Here is a 26,705-nt window from a genome sequence, read left to right as displayed (position 1 = left end):
GAGCGGCCGCCGACGCGCCAGTGCACACAGAGTTGTGGTCGCGATCCGACCAGCTGGGCTGGAACCTCGCTGGGCCGCCGGGCGGAGGGGATGATGCCGATTTCGGTACCGGCGCGCGGCTACCAGAGTTTCTCCGCATGTAGACGGCATCGGCGTACCTAAAGCGCCTTTAGGAGAATACGTTTTTTTGCCTCGAGAAGATGCTTATCCAGCGTCGCGTGCAGCGCTCCCCGCAACTCCGGCGGGATCGAGCCATCTGTATCGATCAATTCTCGGAACTTCCGAATGATGTGTTCTAACACTGCAATAGATCCTTGTGCTTCAACCTTCAGCCAGGACATCATCGATTCTCTCCTTTGGCGCGCAGCGCGCTTCCTCGTGGGTCCTCACCTCGGCAACTCTGGCTGCAGCAGACTCTCGTCGAAAAAAAGTTGGCGCTCGGGCCGCGTGCTCAGCGCGACTTGCTTTGATGAGGGCGAGCGCAGGCGGCGCACGCTCCTTGAAATCCCGCAGAAGTGACGCGCATTCACGCCTGCAATACTTTCGCGCTCGTGAGCAACAGTCTTGGTCGGAATACTGGAACATCGGCCAGCTCGGCTGTCACGCGTTCGAAACCGCGATCAGGCGCTTCAGTCGAGCGGCTGCGGCGCCGCCATCAAGTGATTCTTGTCCAAGTGCTACGCCTTCCCGCAGGGTCGAGGCCCGCCCGGCCACAACCAATGCCGCTGCCGCGTTCAAAAGCGCAGCGTCGCGAAATCGACCTGGTACGCCATCAAGCACATTTTGCAGCGCAACGGCATTAGCCTCTGCATCGCCGCTCTCCAGCGCGTCGCGGCAGCGGGGGAGCCCGGCTTCTTCCGGCGTCACTTCGAAGGTGCGGACTATACCCGCCTCAAGCGCAGCAACAAAGGTTGGACCGGTAAGGGTTATTTCGTCGAGCCCGTCCGAGCCATGAACAACCCATACCGACTCGGCACCGAGGTTCTTCAAGACGTACGCCAGAGGCTGGACCCATTCGGGAGATAATACCCCAACGATCTGCCGCTTGACCCTGGCCGGATTGGACAGAGGCTCGATTAGATTGAAGATCGTGTGGATTCCAAGTGCTGTCCGGATCTGGCCGACGCGCTGCATCGCCGGATAATGGGCCGAGGCAAACATGAAGCCGATGTTGGCTTCCTGTACACAACGTGCAATAGCTTCAGGCTTGAGATCGACCTTCACGCCGAGGCGCGCCAACACGTCTGCGGTGCTTGAACCCGAAGACGCAGCGCGGTTGGCATGCTTGGCGACAGGAATGCCGACCCCGGCGACGATGAAGGAAGCACACGTCGACACGTTGACCGAATATATAGGGGTGTCGTTCGTGCCAGCGATACCGACGGGGTCGCAAGCCGCCTCCACGCGCAGCATTCTATTCCGCATCGCGGAGGCGGCCCCGGTGACTTCTTCGACCGTCTCGCCCCGGACCCGCATCCCCATCAACAAGCCTCCGATTTGCGAGGGAGTCGCGTAACCCGACATCACGCTGTCGAAGGCTGACGCAGTTTCCTCGCGCGTCAGAGTGGCGCCGCTGGCAACTTTGCCAATGATCGATCTAAGCTCTTCCATCGAACTTTACACGTTCCTTGTTCAAACCTCGATCTCTTCCGCGACGTTTGAGGCGGCAGTCGGTTGAGTGTGGGCGCCCTCGGCGAGGCTACAACCTGACGCTACGTGAGGGTCAAGCTCTCCATTTCGTGCCGTCGAGAGGAGGTCGTCGGCCAGTAGAACACTGTAGTTTCTTGATGCCAGGACCGATGGCACTCTCTCGCGCCCGCTTGCCACGCCCGCAGCGGCCTCTTTACCGCGGTGTTCCGACCGGATCACCGCCAAAGCCTTTTAGCGTCGGGCGCCGCCGTCGTGGAGCATTGAAGCGGCTTCCTCTACCTGCTTCGCGAGTATTGGTGCTGGGGAGATGGAGCCCGATCTCAGCTGGGCTCTACAAAATAACGCCACCGGATTGTAAATGAAGGTGCGCAGGACGGCCTTCATAGAGCGATCGACGCGTCCCGTTGATCCGCGCGCATGAAGCGGTGAGCCAGCCGTGTTCGGTCCTGCCTTACAGTCGGAATACGCCGTATTGCGGCGCATCGATCGGCGCATTGAGCGAAGCGCTCAATGCGATTGCGAGGGCAGTTCTGGTATCGACAGGATCAAGAATGCCGTCGTCCCAGATTTCCGAGGTCGCATAATAGGCACTTGACCGCTCGCGATATTCTTCAAGAATTGGTGCTCGAATGGCTGCCAATTCCTGCTCCGAGAGGCGCCCTCCGGCGCGAGCCAATTGTCTCGCCTTGACGTGTGTGAGAACTCCGGCGGCCTGCTCGGCGCCCATCGCAGATATCTGAGAATTCGGCCAGCTGAACACGAATCGAGGATCAAACGCGCGTCCCGACATAGCGTAAGTTCCTGCGCCGTGCGAGCTATTGCAAACGATCGTAAACTTCGGCACGGACGCTCCGGACACCGCCATGATCAGCTTGGCGCCGTCCTTGGTGATCCCACGCCGTTCATATTCGCGGCCAACCATAAAGCCAGTTACGTTCTGCAGGAAGAGCAGGGGCGTCCGGTTCTTGTCGCACAGTTGAATGAAATGAGCCCCCTTTAGCGCGCTGTCGCCGAACAGCACGCCATTATTGGCAATGATCCCGATTTGATATCCATAAAGCCGCGCAAAGCCGCACACGAGTGATGTCGCATACCGCGGCTGGTATTCTTGAAATCGGCTGCCATCGACCAGACGAGCGATGATCTCTCGCATGTCGAACTGCGCTCGCGCGTCGTTTGGAATGATACCGTAGAGTTCGGACGCACTATAGGCGGGCGGCTCGGGGACCACTCGATCGATCGAGGTCTTCGCCGGTTGGTGGAAGCGAGCAACGACGTCGCGGGCAATCGCAATCGCATGGATTTCGGAGCTTGCGAAGTAATCACAGGTGCCCGACACGCTGGTATGCATGAGAGCGCCGCCAAGTTCGTCGGCGGACACTTGTTCGCCGGTGGCAGCCTTCACGACCGGAGGACCGCCGAGAAAAATCGCTCCAGTGCCTTCGACGATAATGTTGTATTCACTAAGCGCAGGGACGTAGGCCCCTGCCGCGGTGCAGTGGCCCATGACGATGGCGACCTGCGGCACCCCCATCTTCGAGAGAACGGATTGATTGCGGAGAATTCGACCGGCATGGTAGCGATCAGCAAAGAATTCCGCCTGCAAAGGCAGAAATCCGCCGGCGCAGTCGCACAGGTGAACCACCGGCAGACGGTTTTCGATGGCTATATCCAGTGTCCGCACGATCTTCTTGACCGAGAGTGGATACCATGCGCCGCTCTTCACGCTGGCATCGTCGGCGTGAACAATAACCTCTCGCCCCGCCACAATGCCGATGCCGACAACCTGGGCGGCGCCGGGCACCTCGCCGTCGTATGCCTTGTTAGCCGCCAGCGTCGAAAGCTCTAGGAACGGAGTTTCCGGATCGAGCAAGGCCGCGAGCCGCTCACGAACAAAAAGTTTATTCTGCCGACGCAGCCGCTCGAAGTCCCGCTCAGGCCTGTGGAAGCGGGCAACGCGTTGGCGCTCTTTCAATTCGGCGGCAAGTTGTCTGTTGTGCAGGTCGTTGCGACGAAATTCCTGCGAGTTCACGTTCGCCACGGAACCGATCCGCTGCATTTCAGCGCCCTTCTTTAGAGAGCGTGACCAGCACAGCGTCGTGCTCGAAGCTCTCACCTTCCTTGACGTGAATCCGATGGACGATGCCATCCTGTGGTGAGCGTATGATCGTTTCCAGCTTCATGCTTTCAATCGTCATCAGTGCCATTCCCGCCGAGACCGATTGACCGGACGAAACTGTGATCGCAACAACAAAGCCGGGCATCGGCGCCCGGGCCTCCAAAGCGTGAGTCTCGTTATTGCCGGATGCGCACGCTCGCAACGGGTCGTTGTAGCGCAAAATGCGCGTCCTGCCGCGGATGTGGAGGTGAATTAGCTCCCCCTCGATGGCGAATCTGACCGGTTCGCTCTGGCCCGCAATGGTCAAGATGCCGCTACTGTCATTGCAATGGCTGAACGCGACAGGGGCAATCACCTGGTCTCGAAGATGGAGCCGGTAGTCTCGCTGGTTGGGTGAAAGCCACAATTCATGATATACGCCGTCGACCTCGAATGAGTGATACACGTCAATTTCTCCAACTACCGAGCGCTGCGTGAAACTCGGGCACGGCATCGGCCGACTCGCGGACCGGTCTTGTCAGGAGAGCCGCAGATGCCAGGAACGCAGACATTTCGGCAGCAAAGTTGTCGGCGGCGAGATGTGGATTTTCTTCTAGGTATCCCGTATGGAACTGACCGCCAAGAAATGCCTCGTCGCAAAGAATCCGTGCGAGCAAGCTCGCGTTGGTCCCGCACCCAAGTAGAACCAGTTCGCGAACGGCGCGGTAGGCTTTCAGAGCAGCCTCTATGCGGCTCGGTGAATGCACAATGATCTTGGCGAGCATGGGATCGAATGCCGCCGTGATGTGCTGGCCTTGCATGATGCCGCTGTCGATTCGTGCGCCATCCGGATACTCGAGAAGAAGTACTTTGCCGGTGGTCGGGACGTATCCGCGTTCGGGAGCCTCGGCGCAAAGCCTGAGCTCGATTGCATGCCCATTTGAAAGAATGTCGGACTGCGAAAGTGCAAGTTTTCGGCCCGCTGCCGCATAGACTTGTTCGGCGATCAGATCGACGCCGGTGATCATCTCGGTCACCGGATGTTCGACCTGAAGGCGTGTATTCATTTCTAGAAAGTAGAACTCTCCGCCGCTGAAAATGAACTCGACCGTTCCTGCATTCTGATAGTTCGCTGCACGGGCGATGCCGACGGCGGTTTCGCAAATCCGGGTCCGCAATTCTGGTGATAGCGCTGGCGAGGGCGTTTCCTCGATGATCTTCTGGAAACGGCGCTGCACCGAGCATTCGCGCTCGAAGAGATGGACCAAGTTACCGAAGGCGTCACCGAGCACCTGTACTTCAATGTGTCGCGGTCTTTCGATATATCGTTCAACATAAAGTCGGCCATCTCCAAAGTAGCGACGCGCTTCACTGCTCGCCTGCTCAATGGCTGCCTCCAACGTAGCGAGGTCGCGTACAATCCGCATTCCCTTGCCGCCACCGCCAGATGATGGCTTCACGAGCAAAGGAACTCCAATAGCCCGCGCTCTCGAAACGAATGTGGCCGGATCATCTTCCTCGATGGCGCAGGGTGCGACTGGAAAGCCGTTGCTTTGAACGAACTCACGGGCGCGGATCTTATCGCCCATTAGCTCGATGGTTTCTGGAGCGGGTCCGATGAATACAATACAGGCCTTTGTCACTCTACTGGCGAATTCCGCATTCTCGGAAAGCATTCCATAACCGGGATGTATCGCGCCGGCGTTCGCCTTGCGGGCGGCAGCGATGATCTGCTCGATATCCAGATAGCTTGCGATCGGCGTGCGGCCGCTGATCGGAATAGCCAGGTCGGCCATTGAGACGGCCGGGGTTCCCGCGTCAACCTCATGGTAGGCAATTGCAGACCGAAGCCCAAGCTTGTTCAAGGTTTTGATGATACGTGCGGCTATCTCACCCCTATTGGCGATCAGAACCGTATCGAAGGGTAATTTATGCATTCGCCTATCCGGACAAGCGCGATTGAACCAGAGCGTCGGTCAATTGTAGGCGGCCATGCTCGTCATCTGACCTCGGGTGACCGTCCTGCAGGTCAGGCTTGGACCACTTCTGTGGATGAGGCAAACGAACAGGCAGCACATCTTCACTTCGAGTCGCTGCTTTTTTTGCCAGTGTCGCGCACGGAGATCACGTAGCGACATTGCTGACTGAGGCTCGCTTGCTTGGATCTGAGGCAGGCAGTGATAGCGGTGCGATCTGGTATGTGGCTGCTACAAAGGCGGAACACGTCCTCCATGCAAGCCTCTTTCTCCTCTGCGGTCGGCGCTTGATCGCGCGCGTTGACCAGCCTGGGTATTAGAGCTGTCATTGCGACGGCAAGAGCGACGGCGCAGTAGTAGAGTGTGAGGCGCGAAGGCAGCTGAGTTCGTTGATTTTGAGTCATGATATCCCTTTAGGTCGGTCGGGCAGCGGTATTGTTCTTCCTGCGCGAAGTGCCAACATGACCTGTCAACCGCGAAACAAGCTGGAACTGCTTAAGTGCTGTGCCGGCAAGCTCGTCCTTTCACTTTTGCGGTCTGACTGTACGGTGCTGGTCATCTGTCCGGCACGACGAAACGACACCTGCCCTAGTGGTGGAGCTCCGCGAAGAGGGGATGCACTGGCGGGTGAGCTGGCCAAACAAGTGATCATTTCGGAGCTTCCGGTGATTGTGCGGTTGTGCATGCTTGGATGTTGCGAGGCATTGCTTGGGCGTGACATGTGCTTAGGTACTCTGGCTGAGCCTATCCGCCAGGCGACTATTGACGCGGTAGCCGGCGGGAAGGGCACGTGCCAACTATCGCGAGGCAGAGAGATCGGGCAAAAGCCAGGTGCGCTCAAGCCACGGTTGATGATGCATTCGATCGTTCAGAGCGAACCATGATGGCGCGGGCCGAGACTGTGTTTGGTGTAGTCGCGCCCGTGTTCGTTGGGTGGGGTATCTGAGGCGGAGCCTCCGTCTTGCGTCCGTTCCGGCGAGGCTACGGTGATGGAAGCGCCTGCCGTGCAGATCTCGAAACGCGCGATTTCGTCCAGCCGCGACAGGAACAGCTCCGACGAAGCGCGGACAACGATGCGCCTGGAAGATCTTATCGTCCTGATCGAGTCGCGCCAGGTGAGTTTAGATGTTTCAAACATTCGCAATTCTCATGACGTGTCCGGACCGCTGGATTGTCGGACGTGGTTCCCACTTGTCCAGGATCGTACAATCTAACGCTAGGTCCGATTCAAGCCCCTCGTGCATCCCATCGTCTGAGGATGTCGGGGCTGTGCATTCTTCGTACGAGCCTCGGCTGCAAGGCGCACTTTGGTGTTTCAGAATAGCAGCTGTGCATGGCGACTGCCCGCTTCGGCAACCGAGGCCACGAGCGTCGCTGTTACGTGATTATACGGAGCGCCGGTGTCGCATTTCTTTGATCTGCCAATTGCATGCTCTCGGCATGAATCCGAAAAGTAAACTCTACCAGCCCGACCACTGGCGAGGCCGTGCGGAAGCAACGCGAAAGAAAGCGGAAGCGCTCGCTGACGGAAAAGCCAAAGACAGGCTGCTTAAAATTGCCGTGGAATACGACAAGCTGGCTCGGCGTGCCCACGTGTGGCGGATGCACAAAAACGAGGACGATACGTGGCCTGAGGAAGAGCTGTAAAGCGTCCCTGCGGATCATCAAAAGGCCCCCAGCCCGTTGATCGCTACCCGACCTAATGGTCCGCGCAAAATGTCGCTCAGCTGCAAGTCAGTGCCTGGAAGGGACGTTGAGGGGCACCGTGGGCCAAGGCATCCTGACGGTCCTGTGGCGCGCTCCTGATCGCGACACGTAGGTGAAGGCGGAGCAGGCCGCCTGCCCAACGCTCCTTCAAGTCTACTTGTTTAGTCAGCTTCTCGAAAGCTAATTCTCATATGACGAAAAATGCGGGATCCAGACGAGTCAATGCGTCGCAGTTAAAGCGGAAGCCCGGATGACATCCGCGCGGGGACATGTTGAGCTGTTACAGGTCAGTGTTTTGCACTTCGTCGCGGCTGCAATGGCATATCAGTTTGGCAAATTCGAGAGTTCTGCGGCATCGGTCAATATTTACTTTGCGCTGGTCGGAGGGACGGATTTCCAGGTAGTCGCGCGAAGTGTGTCACTGGAACCAAGTCTGTGAAGAGGTCTCCACGTCCGATTGATGGTGCGCATACGGTGCGGCCGCGGCATGCGAGAGGTGTCGGTAAGCTCCTCGCGCCTTTGGCATCCGCGAGATTATTTCAGAAGAGCGCTGCGATGATCCAGTAGATACCGGCCCAAAGCAGCGCATTTATGAGGAGTGCAGCCAGCAGCCAAAGGTTCCACCTCCTTTGCACCTGCCGGGAGCGACAATCGGCGCCGTAATGCTTGATCGGTTGTTGCTTTGGTGCGCGCCAATGCGTCATTTCATCAGACGTCGCGCTGGTCCACGGAAAAATGCCGGGTTTTGCATGCCTCGTACTACTCATAAGTTCGCGGTCCTCTTTCATAAGGAGAGTGTCAGAATCGTTTGTCTGAGCGCGGCGAGCATCCGGCCGATGGTATGCTCGTCGTATCGTCGGTGCATTTAAGGTCGGCGTTCCGTTGCCACAGCAATCTACATGCCACGACGGAGAAGTGTCGGCACCGCTTTGATGTAAGCAAAAACGCCTCTGTCGGGCGTTGGCGACACGGAACCGCTGTCCAAGGTCGGATTCGCGACGTCCATGTCTGAAAGACAACACCCGCATTAGCAGCAAAAGCGTGAGCGCTTCGCGAGCGTCATACCGTGAGAAATGCGTAAGAGCTGTATCGTAGTAGCGCGGGAAGGCGGCCGACGGTCGCACTCATAGAGATCGATTAATCATTGTTTCTGACCATCACCTTACGAGGAGACACCGAGATGGCAGGCGATCCGCTGGATGCTATCAGCTCGAAAACAGTTCGTGCTCGGCGTCAGCGGCTCTGGTGCAGGCCCGTTTGATTTGGTCCCGTACAATTCAATCGAGCTTACGTAGATGGCGCATTGGCACCGTTCAGACTCGACCGAAAGCTGCGAATGGTCAAGTACTACGATCTCACCAAGCAGTAAGATCGCCGCGAAGCATCAACTGGTGCCAGCAGTGGTTTTGCGAGTCATCATAGAATGTGGATGTCAAACGCCACCATAGGGAGCATGCCATGATGCCGACCAATTCATTGAAGAGGAGGTGACGGCCAAGAGCCGACAAGTTCTTGTGAAGAAGGTCACCATGAAACATGAATGGGCGCTAACGCTTGCTTGAAGTGGGCAAGAGCGATGGCGGACATTGCTGTTGCTGATGCGCGATCTGTTCGGCGACGTGCGACCAATACTGGCTGGCATCGATAAGTAAGATGATTCGCATGAGAGGGGCTTGATGGCACAGCTGCCTTACGAGCGGGAAGGTGCAATCGGCGGACTGATTCGCCATCGCGCAGATCGTGTTATCGCGCATGCTCAGGCAATCAGTGGCCCTTGAGAGCGACCTTCGCCCACAATGCGAGTGTTAGAAGACTATAACAGGAGAACGAGTGATGATGAACATCTGCGGCTTTCTCAGATGGTGCGCTGAAAAGGGGTATAGGAGCGCTGGGCCGAGGATCGAGCCGGTTGACGAGTTGCGAGACAACGTCATCTGCGTCGAGTTCAAGGCCATCCGAGAGGCAAAGGAGCGGGCGTGCGGGCGCAGATGATAGAGAAGCTGGAGGCCGGCCGCGTGCAACACGGCCGGTTCGCTACCGTTCCGGGATCAGGCCCTTGCGGCGTGTTCCTCGTGCAGGGGCCTTGCGGGTGTGAACTAAAGATAAGTGGATTCGTCCGTCCTGGCTGGGAGCATGTCGCTGTCTCGACGCCGCGGCGCTGTCCGAATTGGGACGAGATGTGCTTTGTCAAAGACCTGTTCTGGGATGAAGAGGAGTGTGTCATGCAATTGCATCCGCCACATTCGCAGTATGTGAATAACAGCCGATATTGCCTGCACCTGTGGAGACCCACTCATCGCGGCATCCCAATGCCGCCGCCGAGCTTTGTGGGCATCGTTGGGCTAGGGCCATCAGAAGCCGCAAAGTTGTTCGCCCAGATGAGCGCGACAGCATGATGAGCTGAGTTAAAAGGACATCTGAGCGGAAGATGAGGCCGAGCGGGTGCAGAAGCACCGGTTCGGCGCCGCCGGAACGCGGCGTCGCAAGCGGATATAGTCGCCGATCGCCTGTTGCACTGTGCAGGGGTGCTGAGCCTGAAATCGCTGTTTTCAAAGGAGCTGCTGATGGTGCACTGATCCGGTTCAAGAGATGTCTCGTATGCGCTTGGGACCAATTATTATCGAAGGAACGAATTGGAGTTCGGGTCTTGGTGGCATTCAAACCAGTGTTTGCAGTACCGTGCTGAACGCCGGTTCGGCAGCAACAACGACGTCTCACCGGGCAGACGACTTGTCACGAGTCAATCACTGGACGATCCGACGAAGCGAAAAGCATGTGCCGACCGAATGGCATAACGCGAAATGCTGAGACCGAAGCCAAAGCGAAGGCCGAATTCAGTTTGACGAAGGCGCTGTCCAGGCGCCGCCTACGCCACGAGCCGGGGTCCGGTCACCCTGACGGCATGCGGAATTGCTCAAGCTAGGCCTACCGGTCGCTCTGCAAGAGCCGGTAGCTCGTCGGCACTACTCCTCATCTGAAGCGGGGCTGATGAGCAGAGACGGTCGAGTCGCCAAATAGCCAACTCGGGCGGTAGCTTCTCCAAGCCTATTTGGTTGTCAGCTCGTCGTCAGCTTGCCGCAATAGCATTCGCAGGCAGGGCGTAAGCAGCCCGCCCTCGCTCTGAGGAAACGTACGCTGAAGAGGCAGGCGAGCCGCCATGTATAATCGAGTTAGTGGTCAATCCACACGCCCTAATCAAACTAACGAACCGCGTCAGCCGGCAGACAGCAGCGAATTTGCGCAAACACTGATGGATCTCGCTCGACGGGAGAGCTCGTCACCTGGGGAATTGCCCGACAAAATGGGGCTCTGCTGCAGCAGGCCACATACCTCCGATGCAAACATTTACAGTCCAAGCACCTCAGATTCCAGCATAACCTCTTTGTCCTCCAGCTCAAGTCCATCCTCTCCAGCGAGGCCTATCCCTCCTCTGTTCGGTTACAGGACTGCTGAATTGTCCGAGGCCAATGTCAACGGCATCTGCGTTGGATTGGCAGCGGAGTGGATCCGCAATCTCCCAAGCAGTCCTTCATCCCGGATGAGGGCGCTCCGCCCGGGTACTGAAACTCACAGCTCAGCCGCAGTGCTGCAGCAGCGGTATGAACGCCTCAAGTCGGCGGAAAGTTCTCACAATCCTCAGGCAAGAAGCACGATGTTACGCGAAGCTGGCCTAGAGCCGTCCGCCGAGCAAAAGCGATATAGGTTTGGTACATCTTCGCGCATTGACCAGATCGTGAGCGAGGTCACCCACGATCCATCGATCTATTTGGTCAGCTTGCGATTCGCCGAAGGTGACGCCCACATGATCGCAACGTCTACATCGAACGGAATGACGACCCTCTTTGATCCTAACTATGGAGAGTTTACAGTTCGGTCAGATCAGATGGGTGATTTGTTCAAAAGTCTTGCCGACCGCTACCGCAACCCGCCGAACGGACTTGATATATCGATGGTCGTCACACAGAGGATGACGTGAGTGTTGCGGAGGTTCCAAAACGGGCCTTGCCGATCCCACGCGCGGATGCTTTCGCGATTAATGCCGGACAGCCGCGTCGCGTCCGACAGTGCAACACCACGGCACGGAAGACGGATTGTGGCACCCTGAACGTGCGCCCGACGTGGTAGCGGAGCTCACCGGCGCCCTTCGGACGTTGGAGGGGCACGCTCGACGGAAGCTCTCTGGAAGTAGTGCAGCGAGGGGGAGAATATTCAGAGAGAGGCTGGCCGGTCACTCGGGTTCATGAGCTCGTGCCCTCGCGCGTCAAAGACTGAATGGGCTTCGCTTGCACTGAAGCAGGACCGTTGGCCCGTTAGAGCTTGCATGAAAGCTGGTTAAGCTCCTCGCGTGGGGTTCGGCGCTTTTCGTCCTTACGCTCAGGGCCAAGGGCAAGCATCACGGATCCAACACAGGCGGCACAAGCTGTATTTCGTCGGCTTCGGAATCGTCGCCGGCCACTTCTCTACTGAACTCGCCAGCCAGACAGCTGCCGTGGACGACAATGCATGCCGTCGCACCAGCGCACGACCGAGTCGACGTTCGCCACGAGCTCCGCAACAATCCGCGCCTTGTCCTCGTCGCTGCACTTCCGCTGACGTTCAGCTCTGGAGAAGACCTCAGCCCCGGAACCGACGCAGGTTCGTTCCAAGCCTGACGGTCAAACTTTGCATCGAGCTGGGCTAGAAGGTCATTTGACACTTCCCGAACAATGCCAGGTGACATGCGACCCGGAGCCCTCTCCGCGGAATGCGCGCAAGCTGGCTATTAGCTTGATCTGGAAGACGTCGCCCCGTGGTTTAGATATGATTCCAGTCTCACACCGGAAGCAGCGCGGGCGCGACTCGGCGCTGGTCGGGCTGGATGGATCAGACGCTGTCCCTGCCACGCCCGCACTGGTTGAAGTTAGCAGAAACGTGACTCGGCGCCCAAAAGCCCCACGCATACACGGAGCAAGCGCTGTCCCTACCACGCGCCGCTAACTTCAACGGCATTGTACACGGACTAGCTTTCCGAAAGCTGACGAACCCGACGCGATCTATAAAACGAAAGCGGCCGGTGTGGGTGGGTCGATGCTCCTGTCTGGAACCCACGCGTCTGTCCAGCGGACGTCCGACTTAAGGGTATGGTCAAGCATAGACACAAGCCGATCTCTTCAAAGAGGTCGTGAAACTCGCATGTGCCATGTGTCGCAGAAAGTGTCATCAGAAGCCCATCGATGTTTGCAAGGCGCGGCTCCGCGACATCATTCACGAAAGACGATCCATTATCTCTGCGACTTCGACGACAGCTGGGCCCATCCGATCAAGCGCGAAAAGTGATCCGACAACAGGCGAACGAACGGCCTTCCACTCTTACTCGATGCCGCCGGATGTCGGCGGTGTGCCGGACTATGTCGGAATACCTCGATGTCATAGGTGACCCCTCTCGTCCCGAGCACGGACATATGCGTCCGTGCGGCCCAGAGAGATTCGATCGCCGCTTCATCGACCGGATAGCGCTCGAGGCCGCTGTCTCCGCATTGTCCGGAAAATGGAAGGCGCATCAGCGCTTCACGCGGGCCAAAATAGCCGTGAACGGCCAGTCAAAACGGGATCCGATCTACGCTTGCCTTTCACGGACCCCTCTTTCTCGACATTGTGGTCGGGTGTCACGTAGATGATACGATGCGATCGTGTCCCATGTCATAGTGCAACGGGCGGCGGGTCACGGCGTCCAGCGGCTGGAGCCGGGAGGTCAGTTGGCGATCGCCGGTAGGCTTGATGGTGGGATCATCGCTCAACGTTGCGATGGCTTCCAGCGTCATGTAATGGGCGCGCTGGACGGCCCATTCGTGGTTCTGATCGGGCAGGAATTGCACCGATGAGGCGGACGATGGCGTCCTCGTTGGGGAAGATGCCGACCACCTCGGTCCGCCGATTGATCTCGCCGTTGAGTCTTCGGCTTTCCGGAGTTGCATAGTCGCGCGCGGGACCACCAGGTGGAAAGAGGTCCGGCATCCGCTAGTTCTCAGACATACTGCACTAGCTTAAGGTAATCGTCAGTGAGAACAGGTGAGCGAATAGAACAAGCCGCGTCTTGAAGGAAGGTGGTCAGAGTCCGACTGGCCCGATTGCGGACTTCGACAGATTGCCGTGCCGGCGCGCGAGTACGGAGAGTTGCTAGCTCGGAACTGACCAGGTCAGCCGCTGCTGCGGCGCAATCTGAGATAGAGAAGCAACCAGCAGACATGACAGCTTTTGCCAAGCCCAATGTGGTGAGCCAACCCGCATAGATCAGCACGGCACCGTCTGTCTCATGGAGCCCAGAGAGTTCCTCAACTGCAGCAGCATGGACTGAAGCCGCACCAACTGACCGAAACAGATCGGCTATTTCATCACGGGTGGCTTTAGAGAGGAGGCAGCGGCCGAGGTGTGATAAGAGCGCCTCAGTCGGACCTTCGAAGATGCGGAGGATGCGAGCGTCTCGATAGATTTTAGCTAAAGGCGTTCCCTCATCGTAACCACGGCCACCTAACAGCTGGACGCATTGATCAGCGACAAGACCGCACCATTCCGAGGACAAAACCTTCGTTGCCGACGCAAGGTGGACGTTGGGCGCGCCCTGCGCTGAAACAAGTCGGCAGGATGCTGCCAGCATCGCCTTCACGACCTCCCGCCGCAGCACCATCTGCCCAAATAACTGCTCGATGTAGCTGTTCTCGATCATACGCAGTTTACCGAGTCGACGATGGCTTGCATAAGAGGCTGCGAGCTGGATAGCGCGCTCAAGCGCTCCAAGACCCATAGCAGCCACACCGATGCGGCCGCGGTTCATACTAGATGACGCCGCGCCCCAGCCGTCTTGATCGCGAGAGAGCACGTAAGCACGCGGCACCTCGACATCCTGAAACTCCAGAGTATTCTGAATAATGCCACGTAGACCGAGTGTGCGATGCTCGTGCGTGACCTTTAGCCCTGGAGCCTGCCTGTCAACGAGTACACCAACGAGCCGACCTTTCGCATCGGGACCAGACGCGCGAGCAAAGCAAACGATCCAGCGAGCCCAGTCAGCGAGGCCGATCCAGATCTTGCGGCCAGAGATCCGAACTTTATCTTCGCGCATGAGAGCCGAAGCTTCTATATGCCTCGGGGCAGAGCCAGCTCCAGGCTCGGTCAAAGCGAAAGCGCAGAGATCGCCGCGTGTTGCACCCCGAATGATATGCTTTTGTTCGGGGATGTGCGGTGCCGCTTCGATGCAGGGCAAGGCTAGGAAGTTATGGATGACGAGGGTGGAGGCAGCGGAGACGTCGAAGGATGCAGTGGCGGAGATGAGGTCGATGGCCTCTTGCAAGGAAAGAGCTAATCCGCCGTGCTCTCCTGGTGTGGTGAGCCCGAACAGTCCATGCCTTGCCAAGATGCTGTGTAGGGTTGGAGGGAATGCTCGGCGGTCATCAGCGTCTGCGAAATTCAGCTGACTGAGGTCAGCGATCAAACTGGAGAAAAGTGCAGCTGCACGGCCCTCAGCTGTGCGTTCCTGCGCCTCACCGAATTGGGCGTTAACCTGAGTATACATAGCCATAAGGCCCATAATGATCCCGGCCCCGCTTCGGGCCAATTCATCCGCGTGGCTAGCTTGGCTACACATTGGTATAGTGTGGATGCAAGCGCAGTATAAGCACGTTGTCGGGGACGGGGGTTTATTGCGCCTACCGCTTCCCGGCCGATCTCAGCGCCGATCAGTTCCTCAGCCATGCAGACGCCCAGGAAACGTGGGGATTTGGCGCAAATTCTACAACAAAGAATGCTCCCGGAGGGCAATCGGCAATAGATCGCCGATTTTGCTGCGAACTCACGTGGCGCAACCAGCCCGCCAAAGTGTTCAGAGTCGTAAAACTCTACTTCTGGGTAGTCCAAAGTTTCGGTCCCGCTGCATCCTCAAAAGTCATTCCCCGTGATTTGCCTGGCCGTATGCTCAACAGCCTCAATTGCGCAACCTGCTGACACACACTCTCTCTAAAACAGATATCATGGTAGGACCCTGCGGCGGAGTTCAGGGCCCAGTAGGCGAAGCGGAGCCCATCCGCGAGGACAAAAATGAAGCGCACGCTAAATCATGGCACTTCCACGGGACATCTTGTGGCTCTTGACAATGAGCACTTCTCCTGAGGGGTTTCAAACAAGCGCTCTCGCCATGAGATGTAAGTGCGAAACTGCAGGAAAGGTATTTGGGCGCTTGGGACCACGCGTCAGGACAGGAAAGTAGGCAAGAAGGTCGAAAACGGGTAGGCGGCGCCGGATAAGCGCCAGACGAAGGGTTCAAACACTCAGCAGAGGTAGGTTCGTGAGACTGAAATAGCGACAGGCCCACTTCCATCGCAGTGCTGGACCCGTTTAACGTCGACCGAGGCCATTTCCCCGCCGAAGGAAAAGTCACAAGCAAATTAAGTCTGGGCCCTACCGCCGTTCATACGGATAGGCGGATGGGTTGGGCCTTTGGCGCGGCTTGCAAGGGCTACGTTGCAAGCTCGCCCGAGCAAAACCCTGGCATTCGTGCCAGGGTTTTTGATGTCATCGATACTTTGAGAGAGTGGATCAGAAGTCCATACCGCCCATGCCGGCGCCTGGAGGCATTGCTGGACCAGCCCCGGCCTTCTTCGGCAGCTCGGCAACCATCGCTTCCGTCGTAATCAGCAGCGCCGCCACCGAGGAGGCGTTCTGGACTGCGATGCGCACGACCTTGGTCGGGTCAATGATGCCTTTGGAGACAAGGTTGCTATACTCGCCTGTCTGCGCATCGAAGCCATAAGAGTACTGCTCGTTGTCGAGGACTTTGCCGACCACGATCGAACCGTCTTCACCGGCGTTGATCGCGATCTGGCGGGCCGGCCAGGACAGCGCCTTGCGGACGATCTCGACGCCGGTCTTCTGGTCGTCGTTCTTGGTGCGCAGGCCCTTGAGCTGCTCGGAAGCCCGGAGCAGGGCGACGCCGCCGCCCGGCAGGATGCCTTCCTCGACTGCCGCGCGGGTCGCGTGCATCGCGTCATCAACGCGATCCTTGCGCTCCTTTACCTCGACCTCGGTCGCGCCGCCGACGCGGATCACCGCGACGCCGCCCGCGAGCTTGGCGAGACGCTCCTGGAGCTTCTCACGGTCGTATTCCGAGGTGGTCTCCTCGATCTGCGCCTTGATCTGGGCCACGCGCGCCTCGATGTCGGCCTTCTTGCCGGCGCCGTTGACGATCGTGGTGTTCTCCTTGTCGATCGTCACCTTCTTGGCGCGACCGAGCATGTTGAGCGTGACGTTCTCGAGCTTGATGCCGAGATCTTCCGAGATCGCCTGGCCGCCGGTCAGGATCGCGATGTCCTGGAGCATGGCCTTGCGGCGATCGCCGAAGCCCGGAGCCTTGACGGCCGCGACCTTCAGACCACCACGGAGACGGTTCACCACAAGCGTGGCCAAGGCCTCGCCTTCGACGTCCTCGGCGACGATGACCAGCGGCTTGCCACTCTGCACCACGGCCTCGAGCAGCGGCAGCAGCTCGTTCAGCGAGGAGAGCTTCTTCTCGTATATCAGGATGTAAGGGTCCTCCATTTCAACCCGCATCTTGTCGGCGTTGGTGACGAAGTAGGGCGAGATGTAGCCGCGGTCGAACTGCATGCCCTCGACGACGTCGAGCTCGGTCTCCAGCGACTTGGCCTCTTCGACCGTGATCACGCCTTCGTTGCCGATCTTCTTCACGGCGTCGGCGAGGAACTTGCCGATCTCCTGGTCGCCGTTGGCCGAAATGGTGCCGACCTGGGCGATCTCCTCGTTCGAGGTGACCTTCTTGGAGTTCTTCTGCAGGTCCGCAACGACGGCCTCGACCGCGAGGTCGATACCGCGCTTGAGGTCCATCGGGTTCATGCCGGCGGCAACCGACTTGGCGCCCTCGCGGACAATCGCGGCGGCCAGGACGGTCGCGGTGGTGGTGCCGTCGCCGGCAGCATCCGCCGCCTTCGAAGCCACCTCGCGCACCATTTGGGCGCCCATGTTCTCGAACTTGTCGTCGAGTTCGATGTCCTTGGCGACGGCAACGCCGTCCTTGGTGATGCGAGGCGCGCCGAACGACTTGTCGAGCACTACGTTGCGGCCCTTCGGACCGAGCGTGACCTGCACGGCATTGGCGAGGATGTCGACGCCGCGCAGCATGCGGTCCCGCGCGTCTACTCCGAATTTGACTTCTTTGGCTGACATAAAGAATTCCTCAGTTCTTATTTTCTCTTCCTTCAGCGCGCCCGCCGGGCGCTCGTCAGGGGGTGGGCTGTGCGAGCGCTGGGTTAGGCGGCTTTCTTCGTGGAAAACACATCGGTGAGAACGCCCATCACGTCGCTCTCCTTCATGATCAGCAGGTCCTGGCCGTCGATTTTGACCTCGGTGCCGGACCACTTGCCGAACAGCACGCGGTCGCCGACCTCGATGTCGATCGGAATCAGCTTGCCGGTCTCATCGCGGCCGCCCGGGCCGATTGCAATGACTTCGCCCTGCGAAGGCTTTTCCTTGGCTGTGTCGGGAATGATAATGCCGCCAGCGGTCTTCTCATCGGCGTCGATGCGCTTGACCACGACGCGGTCGTGAAGCGGACGGAAATTCATACAAGTCTCCTGAGCGTCTGAACAAGTTGGAGATAGTCACATTGTGACGAGCCCAATTACAGCAAGAGTCAGGCCAAAAATGAGCTGAACGATCATGCCTGCAGTTCTGCTGAATCGCTGCCTGGTCTGCGCGTGTCTTTGTCCGGAAGCAAACGCCCTCAGGTACACAGTCCGCCAAGCTGTTGCGAAAATGACATTGCGTTTCGTCGGAACACCCGGTTGATCCCAGGGTTCCTCAACTTGGCGGCCCTTACACCGATCGAAGCGCCGGCGTATTTCGACGGCGGCGGCCTGGCTGCACATAATTGGTTCGTCTTACAGCAGCATCTAGGAGCCGGGGAAACGTGCGGCGCACAAGATTCATCGAAGGGCGGGTTCGAACAATATGAGATCCTCGCGCATAATAACGATTATGCCAACTATCTTGAGCGCGGGACCTTCAAGAATTGATCTGGACCGAGCTCGATAAGGTCATTGCACGCTGGTACGAACCCAGCAGAGGCCCGCCATGGCAGTCGCTGCACCTGTCGGTCCGAGAGGTTTCCCTTTTTATGTCGATGGCATCCAAATAGCCGTCATGGATCAAGGGGACTGAGGGGCATATGAATAATATACGTTGATATACGTTGTGCCGGCGCATCTGGCGTGTGATTGCAGCTTCGAAGCTCGAAATTCACGCGATCTCCGCGCCCAATGGGAAAAGCACCTGTGTCCTCTGTAGAAGTCCACCAGTACATCGTCTCACTTCTTCAGAAGCCGAATCCAGTCATCCTGGATATCGGCTGCAATGACGGGACCGATACGCAACAGTTTCTCAACCTCTGCCCGCAAGCTCAGCTCTACTGCTTTGAGCCGGACCCCAGAGCGATCGCGCGCTTCAAGAAAAAGCTGGGCTCGTCCCTCAATAAGGTGAAGCTGCTTGAAATCGCGATCAGTGATCGAAACGGGATGATCGACTTCCATCCAAGCAATGCAGATGGTGACGCGAAGGAATGGGACCTCTCCGGCTCAATACGCCGCCCAAAGAATCATCTCACTGAGTATGATTGGGTCCGATTCGATCGCCCTGTCTCGGTTGAAACGCGGCGGCTGGATGACTGGTGCGGCGAGGCGGAGCTGAACACGGTCGATTTCATCTGGATGGATGTCCAGGGAGCCGAAGCCGATGTTATTGCCGGCGGCATGCGGACCTTGAGCAACACGCGCTTCATCTACACGGAATATAGCGACCGTGAGCTCTACGAAGGGCAGTTGTCCCTGCAAGCCATTCTGGACTTGCTACCATCATTCGAAGTGGCGGCCCATTATCCGCGCACAGTGGAAGGTGATGTATTGCTCAAAAATACGCGCTTCTAGTGGCTGCTCGTATCGAGCGCCTCATTCATTGCTGGGAGACCTGACCAGCGCGCTCCATGCCACCCAAAGCTGCACAATTGGCGTCATGAAGGCGAGGGGATGTCAGTAGCCGAGCGGGCACTCCGGTTTCCGGCTGCCATTGCAGACCACACGCATCACGTCGGCGTCGGGCGGGTGGTGGGTCTCTGACAATCATTTATTTGGCGAGCCGGCACGACCGAGGACTTTGCAGCCAGCAGGCCGAGCCGTTTCATATGTTTGAATCAACACTGCCAGCTGGGGCTCGAAGCGTGGAATCATCTGAACGGCAGCTGATGGTCTGAACCTCTGGTAAGCTGGTGCACTGCTTCGAAGCAACTGGTTCTCGTAGTTCCTTGTCTCAATCGGAAAGCGAGCTGAAGCATGTGTTTATGCCATATGAAGGTCGCCGTGAGGCGTCCAGCATAACTGCAGCAGCCGATTGTCCAGCAAAGCGTGCGGCGCAGGAGAAGGGGGCCGCGATCATCAGCGGCCGATCTCGTGCCGGATCGGATCAAGACCGCCATCGTAATCGCGGTTACTTGCTGCTCATGTGTCGCAAGCGGAGTTGATCATCGAATCTGCGAGCACGCTCGGCCCGTGCGGCTGCGGCGCGATGACGAAGATCGGCGAGGATGTCAGGAAACGCCTTGACGTAATGCTGGCGCAATGGCCGAAGATTCTCCTAGCCGCGCCGCCCGATCACCCGCAATTCCAGATCGGCCCGATCGGCGTCCGCGTCCAGCACGGCCCGAAACCGCCGCCATTGTAGCGGCCGCCGGCGGAAGCCGGGGCGGCCGAAATAGTGCCATTCGCCATCCCAACCGTGGTACTGATGAACCGGGTCAATATACCAGTGGCGCCGGTCGGCGCGCGAGAGCCGGCGCATCGCGTCCTTATGCCCGTAGAGCGGAATGCTGTTGCTGAGCGGCTGGCGATAGCCGGGCAGGAAGCCGTAACCTTGCCAGACCGGCTTGGGCCGCTTTTGGATTGGCGCAGCGTTCGCGACGACCGACAGCAGCGACAGGATGATAGTAGCAGTTAGACACACAAGGCGCGCGACATGGATCGACAATAGTCGGTCTGTTGCGCGGAGGCTATTCAAATTTGGGTGCAGAGTCCTGCGCAATCTTGCGCAGAATTGTTCTCTCAGCTGATCACGCCCTTCCTGATCAGAAAGCACGCATATCCGGTGCTGTCACCCACCTGCACCGCGCCAGCCCTAAGCCTTAGCGCGAGAAGATCCGGACATGAGAGTTTGCTGCGACTGATGGGGCGACCGACCCAGCGCTCGATCTCGGTCTGCACCGTGCGTGCGTCCGGGCACACGGTCGAGATCGTCGACCGGCATCATCACGCGCGCGGATCGGCGAAATCTCAAGCGGGTAGAAGGTTAGGATGGCGTGGACAGTCTTCTCCATACTCATGCCCGGGAGCTGGATCAGGCGCTCCGAGCAGAGTCGTGGGTGCCCGGGCCGCGAGGGTGGTCGCCATGGCCCATGGAGGCGAGCAGCCAGAGCAGCTCGGGCACTAGGATCGGATCAATCGGCTTCAGGATGTGATGAACTATCCTCTCGATCATTCTGACGTTTGTCTCTGTCTCCCCAAGCTTCGCAATCATCAGATACCACGGGCCAGAACAGTCCAAACTGTCGTCGATCGGTGGCAAAAAAAAGCCCGGCCTCATTTCGATAGCCGGGCCGAAGTCAGTCGTCGACAGAGGGAGAACTGTCGACGGTTATTTGCGGCAAAACGTTCACCGCAAATTCTAATTACGAAAGGATTAATGACCGGAGAAATCTCGCGCCTTTTCCTTTCTATCAGACGATATTGACCGAATGCGGCTCAACGCTGGCTCGCACAAACCTTGAAGGGTGTATTGTCCGTTATCCTGAGGATCGTCGAGCCATGGTGATAAAGTGAGCGTTGCCGAACAGAGACGATCCGCAGCTGAATGGCGTCAATGTGTCGGCCGCAGAGCGCAGCAACCCAGCTTCCCCTGGGCTGGGACGAAGTACGTTATTTTTCGCATGCGAGCACTCGTTGCCCGTTCGCGCGATCCCGCACGCGAGGGCCCTCTGCTGCACACACAACGACCGCATTGGCATCATCGTCTCACCGATGGCAGGAAGCCGCCGTCCGCTCCGATTTTCGGGGCATCCTCGTCATCTATTTCTCATGGTACACCGTGACGTCGCGTGCGATTCAAGGCCTTTTAGCCTGACGATGCAGATGTTCTGGAGCGTGCTGGCGCGTGTCCGGAATGTGCGGGCCGGTTGATCTCCGGGCCGATAGCCGCGGTCGTATGAGGAAATGGGGCAAGTGCGGCGGGGAGGGGATGCTCTATGGAGATGCGGTGGTGTTTTTGAGAAGCGCCTGACCGCAAGGGTCTCTCTCTTTCTTGTCCTTTAAACAAGGCCGGCAGGCCGCCAAGTCCTTGCAACCGCAGGCCGCATCATATCGCAGGCTCTGCAATTCGTAGCTGCAGAGCGTGTGGGGACGTGGGTGAACCACTTCATGGAAAGCCCGGCTGTGCTGCACTTCCGAGCAGGAGTCGGCCGGCGCTCTGGAGCGTTCCCTCGTTTAGAGCTGCGTGTTGGGCAACCACGAAGCTGTCGCACATGGCGCGCGCCAGATTGCTGGTGGTATAGAGCGACGTACTTCCAGCGAGACCGCTCGCAATCCTACAGACCTCAGCGCTCTGCCGCGCGGCGTTCGTTGCGGCGAGTCGCATCAGCGTCGCCGTGCTCCGGTTTACCGCACCCTTGAGCGCTTCCTTCCACAGCTCCTCGGTGGCCTCATAGAAGAAGGAACGGGCGGAACGCAGCATGGCTTCGGCTCTGGCCATCTCCAGTTGGACATAGCCGCGCTCCGCCATCACGGGCGCTCCAGTGATCGAGGCGCGGCTTCCGGCCATGGCGACCACCTCGTCTAGCGCCGAGCGCGCAATACCGATGCCGACAATTGCATGCACCTGCGCAGCGAAAGCCACGGACGGATAACGATAGACCGGCCCGTCGAGTGTCGGCGGACCGCCGCGGATCAAGGTCCATTCCTCCGGCACAATGACATCGTTGACAACGACGTCGTGGCTGCCGGTGCCTTGCAGGCCGATGACGTCCCAATTGGGGCGGATTGTCACCTTCTCGGCCGGCATTACGGCTACGCGCACAAGGTCACCGGTCGAATCGTCTTCCACAGTGATGCCAACGCCTATCAGGTCCGCGCCCGGTGAGCCGCTGGCGAATGGCCATACGCCGTTCACGACAAATCCGTCGGTGCTTCGCCTGGCGGGCTGGAGTGGGAAAACCGCACCTGCCAACACCACATCAGGTCCATTCGCGTATACCTTGCGAAGCGTGTCGTCCGGAAGAGCAGCGAGGTAGCGAGCCCCATCGCCGAAGCTGGCGACCCAACCGGCGGAGCCGTCGGCTTCAGAAATGCGCTCGATCAGGCGACAAAAATCGGCCGGCGTTCGCTCCTCACCGCCGAATCGCCTGGCCGCCATAGCCCGATAGACGCCAACGCGCTTGAAGCCCTCGATGATCTCGTCGGGAATCTTCTGCGCTCGGGCGAACTCGTCTCGACGCGCGCGGATATCGACCAGTAGCGGCGACAGATTATCCCAGGTCGCAGCCATAGCGTCGGCTTCTGCAGTGATCTTCTCTGGTGGAGCGTTCATAAACTTTCCTCGGGTGTTGAGCCGGTCGACGGCGCGTGTCATTGATATGGACTGCCCGCGCATGGCGAAGCCGGCCGGATTGATACCCAGCCGGAGGGATCGTCGAAACTGTCGCAGTTGATAATCGGCTGTGATGCGATTGCAGGCGGTTGCCAGTCCAAACCGCACCCCGAGCGGATTGGCTCAAAGAAAAGGTGTTGAGGGCCAGGAAGGCTGATCGAGATGTGGCCTCGATGTTGCCATTGAGGCTGAACTGGCAAGGCAACCGATATGAGGCGGCGAGATCGATCCGCCTCTGCTGCACTATGTTTCGGACGGCTGATGGCAGCGCTCGTTTTGTCATGTCTTATCCAACGGACAGGTTGTCACAATTGGGGCTCGGCCGGCGCGAACCACGTTGTGAATACCTGACTTGGCGACCGGTACCCCAAGCCTGCGGCTCGTTTCCATATCCCCAGCAATCGACGTGCCACCAATCATGTCTGCCGGTCGTGGCTGAATCGAGCGAGATCACGTGACCCGTGCCGCGCCAGGAGGATGCTCGCGCCTCCCGTGTCTGATACCAGGCACAAGAAGTCATCAACCGAACAAGGCGGGAGGAGAACGACTGAAGTGGACCTCGGCCGCGGACCAGTCGGGCTCGGCTTGCCTGCTGGAGTTTCAGCCCCGCTGCGATCTCCTGAGACTACCAACAGCGCAATTTACCGTGGTCGCGGAGCCTGAGCGGCAGCAACGCCTGATCAGTCTGGTCGACGATGCGTTGGTTGAAGAGACTATGGACGACGTGCGATGACCGCGCGAGTCGCGATCATCAAGCTGATGTCCGCATTGGAAAAACGCACTTCAAAGGTGCACGCCGGCCGCGAAGATGCTCCTTTCCGATGCGCCACTTCGGAACTTCCAATGACAAGACCCGCCTGCGCAGAGCCACGAGTGCCTTTTAGATGGCACGTCAACGCGTCTGTCGATAGTTGACCGTCAGGCTTCACGAACTCCGGCGCGGGCATAAAAGATTGTTCTCCGCTCGAGCCGATGGTCGCCATCGTCGTGCGCGCGACAAGTTTCTGTTTATGCTGATCCAAGCTAGGCCCAAGACAGATGCAACAAGGCTGCTTTCCGACACTTGTGGTCTCCCAAATGGCTGATGCAGAGAGACGTCCGATGCCTACGCGAGTAGCTATTTTCTTTACGTCGGTCGGCTGGTTAGTCATGTCGGTCGTAATCCTGCTCTATTTGATCTTCGGCCCTGGCTGAGCCTGGTGATCATAAGCAGGACCATAGATGGCTTGCCGGATCGGGAGTGAGAGTCTGCCGGAATTGTCGCTTGTTCCGGGGGCCGAGAGCTCAGACCCTGCATGCCTCGCACCGCGATCTGCCGCTTGACCCCCCTCGGCCCGCCTCGCGCATTAAGGTGCAGGCTTGAATACTGTTGGCCGCGATATGAGTGTTTCTTGGTGCTGGCCTCGCGTTGCCAACATGAGCGCGTAGAACACAAGGAGGATTAAGAGGCCGCGCATAACATAAAGCTTCCCGAAGCTATAACAATTGTGGAGCTGATTGTACTCGGTGCAGTTGATGCAGCCGATGCACGAGCGAATTGCGCGGAACTCGATGAAGCCCTGTATCAGGCGGCAAACGACCAGCTGGCCGCGCGAAGGTGCCAGCGTCAGCTCAGCAATTCGACCCTGCCGGTGTCGAGCCGATATAGCCCCCCGACGACCTTCAGTCTGTTCTGCTCAACTGCCGCGTTGAGAATCGGCCCCGTCGATTTAAGTTTGTTGACATTATCGACTACATTTCGTCGGGTTGCTTCTGCGAACGTGTCACCTGTTTGCTGGCGAGATGCTGTTACTGCAGGCGCAAGCGCAGCGATGAGGGATGAAATGTGCCCCGGCGGCGGCTTATCGTCGTGGAGCGACTTGATCGTGGCGTCTATCGCACCGCAATGATCGTGGCCAAGTACCAGGATCAGCGGCGTATTCAGCACGGCGACCGCATATTCCATACTGGCGACCGTGTCATCGTTGGCGAAGTTGCCGGCGAGGCGGCAGACAAACAGATCACCGAGTCCGCTGCCGAAGACAAGTTCAGGCGCCACGCGAGAATCGGCGCAGCTCAGAACCGCGGCATATGGATTTTGCCCATCCACCAAAACAGAGCGCTCGCGCTTGAAATCGTCGCCTCGTGATACGCCATGGACATAACGATCGTTACCTTCCATCAGCCGCTTCAGGGCAGCATCCGGCGAGAGCAGGTTATTCGGCTTGGGCGGCGTTTTTGCTTCCTTCGCATCGACAATGTTGTTGTCAAGCCGCAGGCAAGCCGCCGAAACAGCGAACAGCAACAGCGAGCGGCGCGAAGGCGCGATCTTGGTCAGATAGGACATATTCGGATAATGGCCTGCATGCATGCATCTCACCTCATCGCGCGGCTTTGCGCCACCCGGTCGCTTCGGCTTCCGATTCGCTGCAGAGCCAGCGTTCACCGGGCTTCTTCGTCATGTCGATTTGTTCGTAACCGAATTGCCCGGGCAAGTGATAAAGTCGCTCGCCGTTGTGGCCCACGGTGCCTTTTATCAGACACTCTGACGAGGGCGGGTCCGATAGCAAAGCGGATCCGAGCAGGAGCTCCTGAGCGTCGATCGGAACCGAGCTCGCGCCGATGATGATCGTCCCCTTGTTGCGGCGACGCCAGTCCCAGGGCGCGATGAACGCCCCCGACCACAGCCCCGCATAGGCTTTGCTCGCCACAACCTCATAGATAACGTACGTATTGGCAGAAGGCGACGATAGTGCCCAGCCGGAGCGTACCATCCAGGCGTTCACGTCCTCGCCTTCGATGAAGCAACGGCCACGCGACCTGCCGTATTCATCAACTCCTGTGGTATGACAATCCCACGTTCGTCCGTTCGAATGCTTGATAAGCTCGTCGCGAGCAGCCACGCCGCAAGCCCATTTCCGGCCGTGGGCGTCGAGGCAAATCTGGTCAGTCTCAGGAGCGTCGATGCCTGAGAGCCGAAGCGTGGTTTTCTCGAGCTCGATCGTATTGCCGTCGAGGATGCGCGGAGGGCCGCTGAGCTTCGCCGCGCAGACCGGAGATGTGATGACAGCCAACAATGCGACCATCATTACGCGGTGTTTCATTCCGACAATAGCCTTTCGTCTTGATTCATGTTCACGTGCGATCCGGCGCCGCGTTCGACGCTTAAACGCACTATGTCCGTTATCGGGCCGCATCTTTCGACGTTTGCTTTATGAAAGCTTGGCCCTCATTTCCAAGCTACGACCTGACGCTGCGTGAGGTTCAAGCGATTTCTTCCGGTGTGCGTATCGCGGTATCCTTCGAGCCTCACCGGTCTCACTCAGTGGGCGCGCACAGCACCCTCTCTCGGCCTGAGGAGGAGATCCCCATCGCTCAGCCGCCAACTCGGCATGCGGGAGAAAGCCGAGCCTCGGAACGCTGTTTCTCACGCGATTGAAGAAGAAAAGCGCCTGTGAATTGTGACAGTCGAGTGGAAGTCAGGCGTGGAGGACAGCAACCTGGCTATGCTTTGTGCCAACCCCCATCGGCACACAGAAGGCTGCCGACGGTTTCGGCGAGAGCGATGACAT

17 protein-coding genes and 2 pseudogenes are annotated in these 26,705 nt (G+C 58.5%); 5 read left to right on the top strand and 14 right to left on the bottom strand.

Going from position 1 to position 26,705, the window contains the following annotated elements; all coding sequences use genetic code 11:
- Positions 1-158: 158 nt before the first annotated feature.
- From I6F20_RS36080 to I6F20_RS36055, 6 genes are all read right to left on the bottom strand, one after another.
- The gene (locus tag I6F20_RS36080) at positions 159-344 is read right to left on the bottom strand and encodes a hypothetical protein (protein ID WP_225130980.1); all 186 of its coding nucleotides are present in this window, start codon (positions 342-344) and stop codon (positions 159-161) included.
- Between the two features lie 256 nt (positions 345-600).
- Positions 601-1,611 (bottom strand): anthranilate phosphoribosyltransferase, encoded by a 1,011-nt coding sequence (gene trpD / locus I6F20_RS36075; protein WP_225130979.1) that lies wholly within the window; start codon positions 1,609-1,611, stop codon positions 601-603.
- Positions 1,612-2,101: 490 nt separating this feature from the next.
- The gene (locus I6F20_RS36070) at positions 2,102-3,709 is read right to left on the bottom strand and encodes an acyl-CoA carboxylase subunit beta (protein ID WP_225130969.1); all 1,608 of its coding nucleotides are present in this window, start codon (positions 3,707-3,709) and stop codon (positions 2,102-2,104) included.
- A gap of 1 nt (position 3,710) precedes the next feature.
- On the bottom strand, positions 3,711-4,214 hold the full coding sequence (locus I6F20_RS38280; RefSeq protein WP_225130967.1) for an acyl-CoA carboxylase biotin carboxyl carrier protein subunit: 504 nt from the start codon (positions 4,212-4,214) through the stop codon (positions 3,711-3,713).
- Position 4,215: 1 nt separating this feature from the next.
- Positions 4,216-5,685, bottom strand: coding sequence for an acetyl-CoA carboxylase biotin carboxylase subunit (locus I6F20_RS36060; RefSeq protein ID WP_225130966.1), 1,470 nt, complete (start codon positions 5,683-5,685; stop codon positions 4,216-4,218).
- A 907-nt stretch (positions 5,686-6,592) separates the two neighbouring features.
- Positions 6,593-6,862 (bottom strand): hypothetical protein, encoded by a 270-nt coding sequence (locus I6F20_RS36055; protein WP_225130964.1) that lies wholly within the window; start codon positions 6,860-6,862, stop codon positions 6,593-6,595.
- Positions 6,863-7,164: 302 nt separating this feature from the next.
- Between I6F20_RS36055 and I6F20_RS36050 the strand changes: the two genes are divergently transcribed.
- The 3 genes from I6F20_RS36050 to I6F20_RS36045 all read left to right on the top strand — a co-directional run bounded on the left by I6F20_RS36050 (position 7,165) and on the right by I6F20_RS36045 (position 11,407).
- Positions 7,165-7,371 (top strand): hypothetical protein, encoded by a 207-nt coding sequence (locus tag I6F20_RS36050; RefSeq protein WP_225130962.1) that lies wholly within the window; start codon positions 7,165-7,167, stop codon positions 7,369-7,371.
- A gap of 2,048 nt (positions 7,372-9,419) precedes the next feature.
- Entirely contained in the window at positions 9,420-9,827 is a 408-nt protein-coding gene (locus I6F20_RS38555; RefSeq protein ID WP_463671671.1) for a DUF7694 domain-containing protein, read from the top strand.
- A gap of 761 nt (positions 9,828-10,588) precedes the next feature.
- Positions 10,589-11,407 (top strand): YopT-type cysteine protease domain-containing protein, encoded by an 819-nt coding sequence (locus tag I6F20_RS36045; protein ID WP_345944122.1) that lies wholly within the window; start codon positions 10,589-10,591, stop codon positions 11,405-11,407.
- A 1,755-nt stretch (positions 11,408-13,162) separates the two neighbouring features.
- On the opposite strand, the pseudogene I6F20_RS36040 reads toward I6F20_RS36045, so the two are convergent.
- The 4 genes and pseudogenes from I6F20_RS36040 to I6F20_RS36025 all read right to left on the bottom strand — a co-directional run.
- Positions 13,163-13,371: pseudogene (locus tag I6F20_RS36040) on the bottom strand (transposase); the annotation flags it as partial.
- Between the two features lie 64 nt (positions 13,372-13,435).
- On the bottom strand, positions 13,436-14,995 hold the full coding sequence (locus tag I6F20_RS36035; protein WP_225130952.1) for an acyl-CoA dehydrogenase family protein: 1,560 nt from the start codon (positions 14,993-14,995) through the stop codon (positions 13,436-13,438).
- A gap of 1,004 nt (positions 14,996-15,999) precedes the next feature.
- Complete coding sequence (groL, locus tag I6F20_RS36030) at positions 16,000-17,640, bottom strand: chaperonin GroEL (protein ID WP_225130950.1); 1,641 nt, start codon at positions 17,638-17,640, stop codon at positions 16,000-16,002.
- Between the two features lie 83 nt (positions 17,641-17,723).
- The gene (locus tag I6F20_RS36025; RefSeq protein WP_128932171.1) at positions 17,724-18,038 is read right to left on the bottom strand and encodes a co-chaperone GroES; all 315 of its coding nucleotides are present in this window, start codon (positions 18,036-18,038) and stop codon (positions 17,724-17,726) included.
- Positions 18,039-18,278: 240 nt separating this feature from the next.
- Between I6F20_RS36025 and I6F20_RS36020 the strand changes: the two genes are divergently transcribed.
- Entirely contained in the window at positions 18,279-18,488 is a 210-nt protein-coding gene (locus tag I6F20_RS36020; RefSeq protein ID WP_225130948.1) for a hypothetical protein, read from the top strand.
- Positions 18,489-18,746: 258 nt separating this feature from the next.
- The gene (locus tag I6F20_RS36015) at positions 18,747-19,394 is read left to right on the top strand and encodes an FkbM family methyltransferase (RefSeq protein WP_345944121.1); all 648 of its coding nucleotides are present in this window, start codon (positions 18,747-18,749) and stop codon (positions 19,392-19,394) included.
- Between the two features lie 720 nt (positions 19,395-20,114).
- On the opposite strand, the pseudogene I6F20_RS36010 reads toward I6F20_RS36015, so the two are convergent.
- The 4 genes and pseudogenes from I6F20_RS36010 to I6F20_RS35995 form a co-directional block, all read right to left on the bottom strand.
- Positions 20,115-20,481 (bottom strand): annotated as a pseudogene (locus I6F20_RS36010) (hypothetical protein).
- A 1,446-nt stretch (positions 20,482-21,927) separates the two neighbouring features.
- On the bottom strand, positions 21,928-23,136 hold the full coding sequence (locus I6F20_RS36005) for an acyl-CoA dehydrogenase family protein (RefSeq protein ID WP_225130945.1): 1,209 nt from the start codon (positions 23,134-23,136) through the stop codon (positions 21,928-21,930).
- A gap of 1,624 nt (positions 23,137-24,760) precedes the next feature.
- Positions 24,761-25,504, bottom strand: coding sequence for a carbonic anhydrase (locus I6F20_RS36000; RefSeq protein ID WP_225130943.1), 744 nt, complete (start codon positions 25,502-25,504; stop codon positions 24,761-24,763).
- 10 nt (positions 25,505-25,514) lie between these two features.
- Entirely contained in the window at positions 25,515-26,237 is a 723-nt protein-coding gene (locus tag I6F20_RS35995; protein ID WP_225130931.1) for a thermonuclease family protein, read from the bottom strand.
- Positions 26,238-26,705 lie beyond the last annotated feature (468 nt).

Origin of the sequence: Bradyrhizobium sp. IC3123 (assembly GCF_020193625.1) — a bacterium.
GTDB classification, from domain to species: Bacteria; Pseudomonadota; Alphaproteobacteria; order Rhizobiales; family Xanthobacteraceae; genus Bradyrhizobium; species Bradyrhizobium yuanmingense.
This window is presented reverse-complemented; position numbering and strand designations above follow the sequence as displayed.